Origin of the sequence: Candidatus Chryseobacterium colombiense (assembly GCA_029203185.1) — a bacterium.
GTDB lineage: Bacteria > Bacteroidota > Bacteroidia > Flavobacteriales > Weeksellaceae > Chryseobacterium > Chryseobacterium colombiense.
This window is the reverse complement of sequence record CP119310.1, coordinates 553,629-568,792: the sequence shown is the minus strand read 5'-3', so window position 1 is coordinate 568,792 and position 15,164 is coordinate 553,629. Positions and strand designations below refer to the sequence as shown.

Here is a 15,164-nt window from a genome sequence, read left to right as displayed (position 1 = left end):
TGAACTTAATATTCAAGAAAATTAAAAAAAACTTAACATTAAACAAAAAATCAAGTATCCACCATAATAAAATATTAAAATAACCTTAAAATTCTCTTCAGGCCTTTTTCTAAACAAGCATTTAATTTTGTCCGGATATAAATCTAAAAAGTGAAGAAAATTTTTACCTCCGTTTTCCTGTGTGCCTCTATTTATTTTTATGCACAAACGGGTACTGTTTCAGGAAACATTAACGATGATTCTAAAATTGCTCTTCCCGGAGCAAAAATTTCCCTGACTCCCGGAAATATCTATACGACTTCTGACGACCACGGAAATTTCCTTTTCCTGAATGTTCCAAAGGGAAACTATACGATGAAAATCGATTATCTTGGATATGGAACTCGTGAATACAACGTTACCGTGGAGTCAGATAAGAATACACAACAAAATATTGTTTTTGCAAGAAAAGAAACAACTATTGAAGAAGTGGTTATTGCCGGAACTACTCTAAAAAATCAGGCAAGAGCCTTAAATAAGCAAAAAAGCAATGCCAATATCACCAATGTCATTTCATCTGATCAGATCGGGCGCTTTCCTGATGCCAATATAGGTGATGCCCTAAAACGTGTTCCAGGTATTACGATCCAAAACGATCAGGGAGAAGCAAGAAACCTGATCATAAGAGGTCTGGCTCCGAATTTAAACTCCGTAACGCTTAATGGTGACAGAATTCCTTCTGCAGAAGGAGATAACAGAAATGTTCAGATGGATTTGATTCCTTCAGATATGATTTCTACGATCGAAGTGAATAAAACCCTGACTCCCGACATGGACGCTGATGCGATCGGAGGTTCTGTAAATCTTATCACCAGAGCTTCTCCCAACGGAAAAAGAATTTCAGCAACAGTTACAGGAGGTTATAGTCCAATCCGTGAAAAAGGAAATTATACTGCCGGATTAGTCTACGGAGATCGTTTTCTGAATAAAAAATTAGGCGCTGTATTCAGTTTTTCCTATAATAACAACAATTTTGGTTCAGACAATATAGAACCGACTTGGAGTCTTGCCAAAGATGTCGCACAGACAGCGTATGTGAGTAAAATGGGAATCCGTTATTACAATGAACACCGTATCAGACACAGTTTTGATTTGAATATGGATTACGAATTCAATTCTAAAAACAAAATCTACGCTTCTGCAATGTACAATTTCAGGAATGACAAAGAAAACCGCTATGCTTTAGGATATAAAATAAAGCCTGTTTATAGTGCGGACAAAACTCAGATTACAGACTGGAAAGGAAGCATTACAAGACAGGATAAAGCGGGAGATTACGACAATGACAACACCCGTCTTGAAAGACAAAAAGTTCAAAATTATGCTTTACGAGGAGAGCATCTTTTAGGATCAAAAATCGATTTGGACTGGGCAATGAACTATGCCATAGCGAGTGAAAAAAAGCCTCATGAAAGAATTATTGAATTTGAAAATGAAGATCTAAGCTTTTCATCGAATTTAATGGATCCGAGAAAACCGATGATCCTTCCCACTTCTCCTGATAATCTTGGAGACTACCAACTGAGTGATCTTTCAGATTCAAACAGTTTTACCCAAGAAAAAGAATTTGGAGCAAAGATCAATCTGCGTTTTCCATTTTCTGTTATAGAAGACCAAAAAGGAAGGCTTCGTGTAGGAGCACGTTTAAGGTTAAAAACCAAAGAAAGAGAAAACGATTATTTCGCGTTCGAACCAATCAATAACATGGGAAGTCTGTTGAATGTTCCCACCACTTATTTCAACGGACACAACTTCCAGCCGGGAAATTATGTTCCGGGAACATTTGTAAGCACTTCCTATCTTGGAAGCCTGGATTTATTTAATCCTAATTTATTTAACTCGGAATCCAAACCGGAAGAATTTCTTTCTGGCAATTACAATGCAAAAGAAAACATTTATGCAGGATATATTCGCTGGGATCAGGATTTCAGTGATAAATTTTCAATGATTGTAGGAGCCCGTTTAGAAACAACAAAAATTGATTATACCGGAAATTACGTAATGGATGAAGAGAAACTGGCAGGAAAAATTACCAACACCAATACATACACCAATATCCTACCGAATGTATCGTTCAAATATGTTCCGGTTCAGAATCTGGTACTTCGCGGAGCCTTTACAACAGCGTTAGCACGACCTAATTATTATGCATTGGTTCCTTATCTTAATGTCATTTCAGGAGATGAGGCCGTTTCTGCAGGAAACCCCAATCTGAAAGCTACTTATGCCTACAATTTTGATTTCATGGCCGAAAAATATTTCAAATCAGTAGGTATTCTTTCCGGAGGTGTATTTTATAAAAATTTAAAGGATTTTATTTATACCTATTCAAGGAAAAATTATTCAGCAGCCGATTTCGCCAATGATTTTGCAGGGCAAACCAATCCTATTCCTGCAGGAGAAAACAACTGGCTCTTTACGCAGCAAAGAAACGGTAACAACGTAGATCTTTACGGTTTTGAAGTGGCTCTGCAAAGACAGCTTGATTTCATTCCCGGAGCATTCTGGAAAGGATTGGGACTTTATGTAAACTACACCTACACCCATTCCAAAGCAAAAGGGATCACCAATGAAGAAGGTATTGAAAGAACTGATGTAGGGTTTCCCGGAACAGCACCTCATATGTTCAACGGATCGCTTTCCTGGGAAAATAAGCGTTTTTCAGCCAGAATCTCTATGAATTATGCTTCTCATTATATTGATGAACTGGGTGGAAATTCCTTTGAAGACCGTTATTATGATAATCAATTCTTCCTGGATGCCAATGCTTCTTATAAAATTACAAGCCAGCTGAGAATTTTTGCTGAAGCCAATAATTTAACCAACCAACCTTTGAGGTATTATCAGGGAATTCAGGACAGAACCGCGCAGGTTGAATATTACAGACCGAAGTTTAATATTGGAGTGAAGTTTGATTTTTAATTGAACATTTCCAAACCAGCTTCTTAGTTTGTCATTCTGAACATAGCGAAGCGGAGTGAAGAATCTGTATATTGAAGAGATTCTTCCTTCGTCAGAATGACAAATAACTGTTAGAAAAATTAAGCATTTTTAAAATTTAAATGAAAAAGATAAATTATATCATCACATTATCCCTCCTGCCCTTTGTGTTGAACTGTGCAGGACAAGGTTCATTAGGAAGGAAACTACAACCTTCTGTTGTTACCGAAACCGTAATGTACGACACAGATGATCCTGCCATTTGGATTAATCCTAAGGATGCTTCAAAAAGTATCATCATCGGGACAGATAAAGATACCAATGGTGGACTATATGCTTTTGATCTGGATGGAAAAATTATGCATAAAGTTTTGGGATTAAAACGCCCCAACAATGTAGATATCGAATACGGATTTGATCTGAACGGACAGAAGATCGATATTGCAGCAACCACAGAAAGAGAGACGAACAAAGTAAAATTATATTCTCTTCCGGATTTAAAAGAATTGGGAGAAATCTCTGTATTCGATGGCGAAACGGAACGTGGACCGATGGGAATCTCGATGTATAAAAATCCTCAGACAGCAGAAATCTTTGCCATAGTGGGAAGAAAATCAGGACCTAAAGACGGTTATCTATGGCAGTATAGACTTGTAGAAAAAAATGGTAAGGTTACCGGAGAAGTTGTAAGAAAATTCGGAAAATACAGCGGTTTAAAAGAAATCGAAAGTATTGCTGTTGATGACGAGGCAGGATATATTTATTATTCTGATGAAATGTTCGGTGTTCATCAATATTATGCAGATCCGGCAAAGGGCAATGAAGAACTGGGCGTTTTCGGAAAAGGAGATTTCAAATCTGATGTAGAGGGAATTTCAATCTATCCTACTTCTTCAAGCTCTGGTTATATTTTGGTTTCAAACCAACAGAAAGATACCTTCAATGTCTATTTAAGAGAAAATCCTATGAAAGGGAGAATCGCTGAAATTCCGGTTTCTACAAAAGAAAGTGACGGCTCTGAGGTCACCAATGTCAATCTCGGCCCTAAATTTCCAAAAGGAATTTTTGTAGCAATGAGTAACGGTAAGGTTTTTCATATATACGACTGGAGAATTGTGGAGGAAAGAATAAAAGCCCATATGAAATAATCAAAAAATTCACTTATTATATTTTATCAAAAACCATTGCGATTTTTAAATTGTGGTGGTTTTATTATTAAAAAAAACCATCCCAATAAAGAGATGGTTTCTTATTATTTTTTATTACCAGCCTAAGTAATAATCATCACTCAGCCAATAAGGGCGCTTTAAACCAAAGTGCTCCTGCAGCATTTTTTCAGCTTCACAGAAAGCTCCTTCCACCCAGCCTTGCTGATCCGAATACGCTTCCCCTATGATATGGATAGCCTCGTCAACAACCGGTTTTCTCATATACGGCATTACATTTTTAACTGAATATCCTGCTTTCCACGCATGATATCCAGCTCCGAAAGGATCATCCGTCCAATCCTTGAAATAGGTTACATAAGGTTCCGGAATAGTCACCTGATCACCGTGAAGTTCGCGAAGCTGATTCATCAGCTCGCCCACCATCAGTTTGGTAGCCTGCACATCATCTAACTCATGCAGTTCTTTTAAAGATGCCGATTTTGCAGCTTTTACTTCAAAAAGGATTTTATCGTCTGAAAGCGCCTTCCAGAAAGTCTCGGTTTCCATATCCCCGTAGCTTCCCAACAGCATGGAGTTATCTGTCTGCGGATCTGTCCCGAAATAATAACATTGCCTCATCGGTAAATCGGTGATAGAATGCCCGGAATCGATTCCCAACTCTTTCCACCAAGGATACGGAAAGCCCATCAGAATTTTGAAAGCAGGTTCCATAATTACAGAGCGGATATTGTAATTCAATGTTGAATTCTGATTAATATTAAAGAAGAAATTATTCTGATCCAGAAGTTCTAAAGATTTTCTAGGCATTCCAAGAACAATCTTATTGGCATATACCTTCCACTCTTTATTGCTTCTTAGATTTAAGAATACCAGTTCATACTGATGAGTAGCTCCTAATTCGTAATCTTTTTTAAAGGTAATCAGTTTGTTTTCAGACCAAATACAAGCTCCTTCATTTTCCATGTAAGAATTGGCCAAAGCATAGGCAATGCTGTCATATCCTTCTTCGATCGTTTTATAAATAGTTCCGGCAGAGAAGTCTCCCACCATATACGGGAATGCTTCCGCAGAATTCCAGTTAATCGTATTGGAATAATATCCGCCTGCATTGGCTAAGAACTCATATCCTTCCTGCGAAACCTGATCTTTGATTAAGTTCCAGAAACCCAAATCATTTACTTTACGTCCGTCATAAGGAGAATTAGGAAAGTTGTACACCAGCCTTGGCTTAATCTGATCCCAGTCAAAACTTGTTAATTCAAACGAATAATCATAAATCGTTTCCCCTCTTTTTATTAACTCCCCATAAGTTTCGGCAACCCATGGATCGGCCATGAGTACGTCATAAATGATTTTATTAAACAGCTGATCTGAACTGAATCCCAAATCATCATCATTAAGATAATATCTTGTCGGAAGCTTCTTACCTTCTGACTGAGCAACATTCCACGCATCCTGCTTAAAGTGTTCTTTTCTCAGGTACATTAACAGTTTTGTAGGATCACCCATAGGAAAAGGAACCGGGGTCATCACATCTTTTAAAACAGGGATTTTTTTAGTATGGTCATCCGGATCTGTATAACCCTCAATGAGCGTAGTTACAATTTCTTGAGAAGTAAGGTAACGCATCCCTCCCAGTTCTCCCCAAAAATTCATTCCGGGCATGATTACAGATTCGAGTCTTCCACCCAGCTTATTATTCATGTCGAAGATCTGGACATCGGAGGCATTAAACTTTTTGTCTGCTACTAAACGATAAGCAGTGTATAATCCAGAAGTTCCGGCTCCTATAACGGCCACTTCAATTTTTAAATCCGGATGCATTTCCGGATTCAGAGGAGTGTTTTTGTTCATGGTATTCTTTAGTTTTTAAATGAGTTTTCTAAAATAATTTTGTCCTAATTGGAATGGGCTAATATCAAAATCCGTATGCCCGTCCAAAGCAAGATCTGACATTATTTTACCCAGAAACGGAGTAAATTTTGCCGCCCAACCTGTTGCATACACCACAATATTTTTGTGATTCGGAACATAACTTGGCGCAAAATCAATCAGCAATTCTTTATTGGCAATTGTACTGAGTGAAATAAGACATGTTGAAGTATATTCTGGTTCTACCGCCAAACCTGTCATATGCTCTTCTACCCATTCGGAAGTATAGCCTAGCTCCAATGGATTAGGAATTAAAGTTCTTTCACTCGGATCATCTAGCGGAGTGATTACAAAATCCGGTGCTACACGAATATAGTCAGGGTGATCCCAGTCTACCGAAGGAAAACCGTAAAACTGATTTCCATTTTTTCCAACAGGGTTTTGGAATACAAACCAGGTAGGATACTGAATATCAGGATCTGTCTTTTTAAAATAAGCAGAAGACATATTCCAGTACGTCGCCTGGATTTTAAAATTCAGTAAATTGATAACACTGTTGATATAGGGACCGGGAATAATAGCCAGCTTTTTAGAAATATAAATCCCATTCGGAGTTTCAACTTCAAAAAGATCACCGATCTGGTTGATTTTAAGAACCGGAGAATTTTCTTCCAGTATAACACTTTCTTCTTTTTTACAAAGCTCTAAAAGGGTTTCTATGGTTGCTTTAAAATTGATGCTCGCTCCATCCGGCTGAAAAAGTCCTGTATATGTTTCAGGAAGATTTTTAAAGTGATATTTTTCTTCAATCTCTTTTGCCGTAAGGGTTGTATAAGGAACTTTTAATGCTTTTAATGCCTCTTCAGCTTCAGCAATATTTCCTTCGGTGGAATGTACATTAGGATCTCCAAACCAAAGCGTTCCAACTTTATCCAGTAATGGTTCATCGGTTTTTTTTTGCAGTTCAGCCCAATAAGGTTCAGCATCCAGAGCCATTTGTACCATATATTCATCAGGATATGGAATTCTGAACTGCCTTGAAACTCCTGCTGAACTTCCCAATTGATTCACAAAGGTAAATTGCTCTAGAACAAGGGTTTTTGCTTTTCGTTGACCAAGATGATAAGCGGTAGCCAAACCGATCGCACCTCCGCCAATGACGATAACGTCATAGTTTTCTGTTTTCATGTTTACACTGTTTTAGTTTTTAGTTTTTATTAATTATTGGCGAAACACAGAAAAGCAGAGATAACAATGGTCTGATGAATACCATTGATTATCTTTTATTCCTGTAATATCATCCAATATGATGGAATTGATCACGGTTGATTTAGATATAAATCTTTTGGTACAATCAGTTGATGTAATATTTTCAAATTTAAAAATAATATTGATACCCTAGTGTTACAAAAACAATTATTTATTATTTTTTTTAGAAACATTCAATTCATATTAAAATTCTTTTACTAAATATGTCCGTTATAGTCAGAAAAACTAATATTTTCCCTAAATTTACCAAACCATCTCCTCAAAATACTCCATAACTTGAATTTTCAAGTATAATAGTTTACATAATTTTCTGATAAAAAACAATTCTCATATTATTGAAATATTTTATTTTATTTATATATTTGTTTACCATACCTACTAAACACTACATTTTCTTAATTCTAAGAGCCTAATTGAAACTACATACATCAGATGTATATAGTGAATAACTTTTGTATTAATAAATTATTATCAAATTATCTTTATCATTATAAATATATCAGTAACAAACTATTTAAAATCAGTTATTTTACTCACTATTCAATGAATAAAAATAACTACCTCATTGATAAACACACTATTATTCAATAGATAACATCAATATAACACAAAATTAATTTACCTCTATAAAAGCTAAGGATTAAAATAAAAACGCAAAAAACATGTAAATAATTAAATATCAGATATTTAATCTCTATATTTCATTAATGTTAAAAAATTATTATCAAATATCGTTTATTATTGAAAATATCATAAAAATTAACTACTTTTATCACTTCATAATGAAGTATCAATTTTTACAACAGTAAGTTTGGTATTTATATATGAAATTCCCCTTCCATCATTTCAATATCAACAACACAATGAAAAACTTAACCATTATTGGATTAACTCCTTTTGAAAAACCGGATGTTAATCTTATTATTAAACTCTATGAAGCAGATGCGTTCCCTGTCTTAAGCTTAGGACATGAGTTGGTGATTGCCCAAGAATCACTTGATCTTCTTGATAAAAAAGATATACCGTATTATGGTATTCATATTTCAAATGAAAAATCAATATCCCTCAACATTTCGGAAAAGGTACAATTTGCTATTCAGCCGATCCAAATTCCAACAAACCCTTCCTGGAATCTGCCAATCATTTATCAGGTTAGCAGTTTGGAAGAAGCCAGGCAAGCAGAGCAATCTGGTGCAAAAGGCATCATCATTAAAGGTAATGAAGCCGGAGGATTGGTCGGATATGAATCCACATTTGTATTATATCAGCGGATCATCAAAGAAATTAAATCTATTCCTGTTTGGGTACAGGGCGGAATCGGACTTCATACCGCTGCCGCCACAAAATCCCTCGGAGCAGCCGGCATAGTGCTGGACAGCCAACTTGCCTTGTTCCCGGAAACTTCTGTTCCCAAAGAAATTAAAGATCTATTTTCAAAATTAAACGGAACAGAAACAAAAATCATTGCCAATCATCGTGTATTGGTGAGGCCTAACTCTCCATTCCTGCCTGAAAATGCAACTTCAGAAGAGCTTACAGAATATTTCACAGATCTTGATGTAAGCAAGAGCTATATTCCTATGGGACAGGATATTTCTTTGGCAATTGACTTATATGAAGATTTTAAGAATCTGAAAAAATTAGTTTTTGGTTTTAAAGAAGCTATGTACGGTCATCTGAAACAGGCGAAAGCTCTTCAGATTATCGATCAGGAAAATATTTTAGCGAAAGATCTCAACTTAAAATATCCCATTGCACAAGGTCCAATGACCCGTGTAAGCGATGTTCCGGCATTCGCCAATGCGGTGGCTGAATCAGGAGCTTTACCATTCGTTGCTTTATCTTTATTAAAAGGTAATGCTGCAAAATCTTTGGTATTTGACACCAAAAATTTAGCTGGAGAAAAAACCTGGGGTGTAGGAATTTTAGGATTTGCTCCACAGGAATTGAGAGATGAGCAAACTTCTTATATTTTAGAAGCAAAACCACCTGTTGTTTTAATTGCAGGAGGAAGACCGGCTCAGGCAAAAATTTTCGAAAAAGCGGGAATAAAAACATTTTTACATGTTCCCTCTCCTGCTCTTTTGGATATTTTCCTGAAAGAAGGTGCTACGAATTTCATTTTCGAAGGCCGTGAATGTGGTGGTCACGTTGGTCCGCTTTCCAGCACCGTTCTTTGGGAAAAACAGATTGAAAGAATTTTAAAAGAAGACCATCCTGAAAACATCAGTGTATTTTTTGCAGGCGGAATTCATAATGATTTTTCAACGGCGTTTGTTTCCATTATGGCGGCTCCATTGGCTGCAAGAGGTGTAAAAGTCGGAGTTTTAATGGGAACTGCTTATTTGTACACGAAGGAAGCTGTAGAATGTGGTGCGATTCAGGAAGAATTCCAGCTGCAGGCGATGCAGGCAAAAGAAACAGTATTACTGGAAACCGCTCCCGGACACGAAACCCGTTGTTTAGATACAGCTTTTGCCAAATATTTTAATGAAGAAAAATCTAAATTAATTGCTGCTGGAACTGATAAAAAAGAAGTCTGGGAACAGCTTGAAAAATTAAACGTCGGCCGTTTAAGAATTGCAGCAAAAGGCGTTGAACGTCAAGGCGATCAATTGGTTAATATTCCTAAAGAAGATCAACTGGATTTGGGAATGTATATGATCGGTCAGATTGCAACAATGCATGATAAGGTAATTTCCTTGAATGAATTACACGACAATGTAAGCATTCATAACCAAAAATATATTCAGGAAGCTGAGCTTTCAGAAGAGCCTGTTTCTGTAGAAAAACCTTTGGACATCGCTATTATAGGAATGGAATGTATTTTCCCTGATGCTAAAAATCTAGAGGAATACTGGAGAAATATTGTTCTTGGAAAAGACAGTGTAACTGAAGTTCCTGACGAAAGATGGAATAAAGAATTATACTATCACCCAGATTCCAACGAAGCTGATGTTTCCCATTCAAAATGGGGCGGATTTATTCCAAAAATCGATTTCGATCCATTAGCGTTCGGAATTCCGCCACAATCTCTGGCAGCAATAGAGCCAACACAATTACTGACTTTATTGGTGGCTAAACGCGCAATGGACGATGCCGGTTATGGTGAAAAACATACAAACAGAGAAAATATTTCTGTAATCATCGGTGCCGAAGGCGGGAATGATTTAGCCAACAGCTACAGTTTCAGAGGATATTATAAGCAGGTTTTCGGTGAACTTCATGAAGAAGTGAAGGAAGCCTTTCCGCACACCACGGAAGATTCATTTCCAGGAATTTTAGCAAACGTTATCGCCGGAAGAATTACCAACCGATTAGATTTAGGCGGAAGAAATTATACCGTTGATGCAGCCTGTGCTTCTTCTCTGGCAGCGATTGATCTGGCTTGTCAGGAATTAGTCTTAGGCAAATCAGATATGGTGTTGGCTGGTGGAGCAGATTTACACAATGGAATTAATGATTACCTCATGTTTTCCAGCACGCACGCACTTTCCAGAAAAGGAAGGTGTGCAACTTTCGACAGTGAAGCAGACGGAATTGCTTTAGGCGAAGGTGTGGCTATTTTAGTATTGAAAAGATATGAAGACGCTGTACAAGACGGTGACAGAATTTATTCTGTGATAAAAGGTGTCGGTGGATCAAGTGACGGAAAAGCACTTGGATTGACCGCTCCAAGAAAAATCGGACAGGTTCGTGCATTGGAAAGAGCTTATACTCAAGCCGGAATCAGTCCTGCATCGATTGGATTAGTCGAAGCTCACGGAACAGGAACCGTTGTTGGTGATAAAACCGAATTGAGTGCATTGACCAATCTATTCAGCCGTTCGGGAGCATTGCCGGGACAAACACATTTAGGTTCTGTAAAAACTCAGATCGGACATACAAAATGTGCTGCTGGTTTGGCTGGCTTAATTAAAGCTTCATTAGCAGTTTATCACGGGGTAAAACCTCCTACCCTTCATTTGCAAAAACCAAATGGCTATTATAACTCGATAACCAGTCCTTTCTCTTTCAATGCAGAAACAGGAATTTGGACTGATAAAAATCGTTATGCCGGAATCAGTGCATTTGGATTTGGTGGGACAAATTTCCATACGGTTATTGCAAACCATCCTAAAAAAGACGATTCTGCAGTACTGCAATCCTGGCCTTCAGAATTATTTGTGTTCCGCGGAGACACTTATGATGAGGCTAAAATCCAATTAAACCAGATTAAATCTTTACTTGAAGTAAATGACAGCATTGCTTTAAAAGACATTGCTTACAGCTTAGCAACATATTCAGAAAAACAAGTTCAGTTAAGCATCGTTGCCGATACATCCGAACATTTGATGATGAACATTGAACTGGCATTATCCGGAATTGAAAGCAAAGACACATTTACCGTTAATAAAAAAGAAGGAAAAGTAGCCTTCCTATTCCCTGGACAAGGCAGTCAGCGTATCAATATGGCACGTGATTTATTTGTAGCCTTCCCCGAAATGCGAAAATTAATCGACGCCTATCCAGAATTGGAAAAAGTAATTTTTCCTTCAAAAACATTTGATGATACCACCTTAAAACAACAAAAAGAAACCATAAAAGATACGCGTTTAGCGCAACCTCTTTTAGGAATTGTTGATTTAGCTTTGGCGAAATTCTTACAATCCATTGGAATTGTTCCCGATATGTTGGCAGGACATAGTTACGGAGAATTACCGGCATTATGTTTTGCGGGTGTTTTTGAGGAAGAGAAATTGGTTGATTTAAGTATTAAAAGAGCTCAGTCTATTTTAAATTCTGTTGAAGGCGGCGATCCTGGTTCTATGATTGCGGTAAGTGCAACCAAAGAAAACCTACAGCCGATTTTAGCCCAGGTTGAAGGCTGTTATCCGGTAAATTACAATGCTCCGACTCAATGTGTGGTGGCTGGAAGTACGGAAGCTATCAACAAATTAATGGAAGTCTTAAAACAGGAAAGAATTTCAGCGAAAAAGCTGGAAGTTGCCTGTGCATTCCACAGTCCGTTATTGACGAAATCTAAAGGTTTATATCAAACAGTTTTAGAGAATGTTCCTTTTCACGAGATGCAAATTCCGGTTTGGTCGAATACGACGGCAGAAATCTATCCAACAAATGTTTCTGAAATCAAAGAAAGATTAACAGACCATTTGGTACAGCCTGTAAGATTCGTGGAAGAGCTCCAAGCGATGTACAATGACGGTGCAAGAATATTCATCGAAGTTGGACCAGGAAAAGTATTGACAGGATTGACAAAATCATGCCTTGAAAAAGACCAATTGACTTTGTTTGTTGAAGATAATAACACCAACAAATTGACGCATCTTCTTTCAACACTTGCTCAATATCTGGGAACAGGAAGAAGCTTTAATATCGCTAAACTTTTCGACGGTCGAAATGCAAAATCCATTCAAATCGACCAGCCCGAACTGTATAAAAAAAGTCCTGCCATCTGGCGTGTAAACGGACAAGCAGCTCATCCAACGACAGGTTCACTCCCTGCGAATGGTGCATTACCCATCATAAATCCACTTCAAATGAACAATTTCACTAATAATACACAAACTCCGGTAGCTGAAAACCAGACGAATACGGAACGCATGTTGCAGGAATACTTAAACAGCATGAAAATGATGATTCAGGCGCAACGCGATGTGATGCTTTCGTTCCTAGGACAAAATCCTCAGGTTTATCAGGCCCCGGTTTATCAAGCTCCGGTTCAAAATATTCCGACTCAGAATATCCCTGCTCCGGTAGTTTCTACAACATCAACCGACGAAACACAAATAGCAATTACTATTCCTGCGAAACAGACTCCGACAAAGGATATTAAAACATTGTTACTCCAGGTTGTAAGCGATAAAACAGGTTATCCTCATGAAATGTTGGGTATGGAAATGGACCTGGAAGCAGATTTGAGTATCGATTCCATCAAAAGAGTGGAAATCATCGGAACTTTGAAAGCCGAACTGGGTTCTTTTTCTTCCAACACGGCGAATGAAGATACCATTATGGAACAATTAGCCGGAATCAAAACATTAAACGGGTTAGTTTCCTGGTTAACAGAATATTCCGGAGCATCAAACACAACAGAAAAAGTTGAAATTGTAGAGACTCAGGCTTCGACTCTTCAAAATAAGGTAGGATTTTCTCTTGAAGAACTTCAGACCGCTATTTTAAATATTGTAAGTGACAAAACGGGCTATCCAAAAGAAATGTTAGGTTTAGACCTTGATTTGGAAGCAGATTTAAGCATCGATTCCATCAAAAGAATGGAAATTATCGGTGAACTTAAAACAAAAATCGGTTTTGGCGGCAATATGGAACAGGCAGATGACATAATGGAAAAATTAGCAGCAATTAAAACACTAAACGGATTAGCTTCCTGGATTCACGAAATGAGTGAAAATGCAACTTCTGAACCAGAAAAAAGTGCATTATCACGTCTACGTTTTGATTTGACTCCGACTGATATTTCTTTAAGTGAAAACACAGAAATCCTCCAGGGAAAACGTTTTGCCATTACTCAAAATGACAGCGATCAGACATTAGCAATTAAAAATGAGCTTGAAAAATATGGTGCGGTTGCAGAATTAATTGATTCTGATAAAGATTTAACAGATTTTGACGGGTTAATTATCCTTGATTTATTCTCATCTTCCGCAAATCACAACATCATTGATCACGTTGATTTAATCAAAAAAATGGATCTTGATAAAGCAAAATGGATTTATCTGATTTCCGATATTCCGGCTCACGTTCAGGAATTGACGGACACTACTCTTTTGCGCCATTATAAGGGACATCCGGGACTTTTCAAAAGTTTAGCACGTGAGTTTGAACAAACGAATTGCAGATTGATCAGTCTGACTTCACCCCAACAGATCGAACAGATTGCAGAAATTGCATTAAAAGAAATTTTAACGAAAGATAAACCTGCAGAAGTGATCTATAAAAATGACAAAAGACATAAGGTGGATATCATTCCATCTCCTTTGTCAACAGGTTTAAGTGAAGCTCAAATTCAGTTGGATAAGGATTCTGTCGTTCTGGTTCTTGGCGGCGCACAGGGAATCACTTCCGAATTGGTAAAGCACATGTCACAGACCTATCCTTGTACTTATGTCTTGATCGGAAGATCTGCAGACCCGAGAAATCAGGCGGCAAATAGTGAACTGGAAGCATTTAAAACCAAGGAAGAAATAAGAGCCTACCTTATCAAATCCGGAACATTTACTTCACCTTCTGAGATTGAAAAAGAAACCATAAAAGTTTATAAAAACAATCAGATTCTTCGCACAATCCGAGATATGGAGCAATTGGGAAACACCATTGTTTATCAATCATTAGATCTTTGTGATGAAAATGGTTTGTCTGAATTAATCAACAGCATTTATGAAAAATACAACCGTTTAGACGGTGTTATTCATGGTGCAGGATTGTTGGAAGACAAACTATTCAAGCAAAAAACAACAAGCTCTTTCGGACGAGTGTTCGATACAAAGGTAAAACCGCTTCGTGTATTGGCAGAGCAGCTTCGTACAGATTGTCAGTTTGTGGTATTGTTTTCAAGCATCGCTTCGGTATATGGAAATAAAGGACAAACCGACTATGCAGCCGCAAACTCTGTTTTGGATGATTACGCGAATGCTTTAAATAAAAAATTAAAAGGAAAAGTAATTTCCATCAACTGGGGTCCGTGGAAAGGAGCAGGAATGGTCTCCTCAACTTTGGAAACAGAATATGAAAGAAGAGGTATTTCTTTAATTCCATTGGATCAAGGGAAAGAAATTTTCTTAAACGAAATAAAATACGGGACTGAAAGTCAGGTATTAATCATGTCTGGAAGTAACTGGTAATCTCTGTTTTAAA

5 protein-coding genes are annotated in these 15,164 nt (G+C 37.4%); 3 read left to right on the top strand and 2 right to left on the bottom strand.

The window, feature by feature from the left end; translation table 11 throughout:
* Positions 1 to 150: 150 nt before the first annotated feature.
* Together P0Y62_02335 and P0Y62_02330 are read left to right on the top strand one after the other, a co-directional pair.
* Complete coding sequence (locus tag P0Y62_02335; protein ID WEK70396.1) at positions 151 to 2,961, top strand: TonB-dependent receptor; 2,811 nt, start codon at positions 151 to 153, stop codon at positions 2,959 to 2,961.
* A gap of 140 nt (positions 2,962 to 3,101) precedes the next feature.
* Positions 3,102 to 4,127, top strand: a complete 1,026-nt coding sequence (locus P0Y62_02330) for a phytase (protein WEK70395.1) — start codon at positions 3,102 to 3,104, stop codon at positions 4,125 to 4,127.
* A gap of 114 nt (positions 4,128 to 4,241) precedes the next feature.
* Here the strand turns inward: P0Y62_02330 and P0Y62_02325 are convergent, their stop codons facing one another.
* Together P0Y62_02325 and P0Y62_02320 are read right to left on the bottom strand one after the other, a co-directional pair.
* Positions 4,242 to 6,002: an FAD-dependent oxidoreductase gene (locus tag P0Y62_02325; GenBank protein WEK70394.1), complete on the bottom strand. Its 1,761-nt coding sequence runs from the start codon at positions 6,000 to 6,002 to the stop codon at positions 4,242 to 4,244.
* 15 nt (positions 6,003 to 6,017) lie between these two features.
* Entirely contained in the window at positions 6,018 to 7,208 is a 1,191-nt protein-coding gene (locus tag P0Y62_02320; GenBank protein WEK70393.1) for an FAD-dependent oxidoreductase, read from the bottom strand.
* 944 nt (positions 7,209 to 8,152) lie between these two features.
* Between P0Y62_02320 and P0Y62_02315 the strand changes: the two genes are divergently transcribed.
* Complete coding sequence (locus tag P0Y62_02315; protein WEK70392.1) at positions 8,153 to 15,151, top strand: SDR family NAD(P)-dependent oxidoreductase; 6,999 nt, start codon at positions 8,153 to 8,155, stop codon at positions 15,149 to 15,151.
* Positions 15,152 to 15,164 lie beyond the last annotated feature (13 nt).

Coding starts and splice junctions, on each gene's coding strand:
- P0Y62_02325 (WEK70394.1), bottom strand. CDS start 6,002: ATGAACAAAAACACTCCTCTGAATCCGGAAATGCATCCGGATTTAAAA.
- P0Y62_02330 (WEK70395.1), top strand. CDS start 3,102: ATGAAAAAGATAAATTATATCATCACATTATCCCTCCTGCCCTTTGTG.
- P0Y62_02315 (WEK70392.1), top strand. CDS start 8,153: ATGAAAAACTTAACCATTATTGGATTAACTCCTTTTGAAAAACCGGAT.
- P0Y62_02320 (WEK70393.1), bottom strand. CDS start 7,208: ATGAAAACAGAAAACTATGACGTTATCGTCATTGGCGGAGGTGCGATC.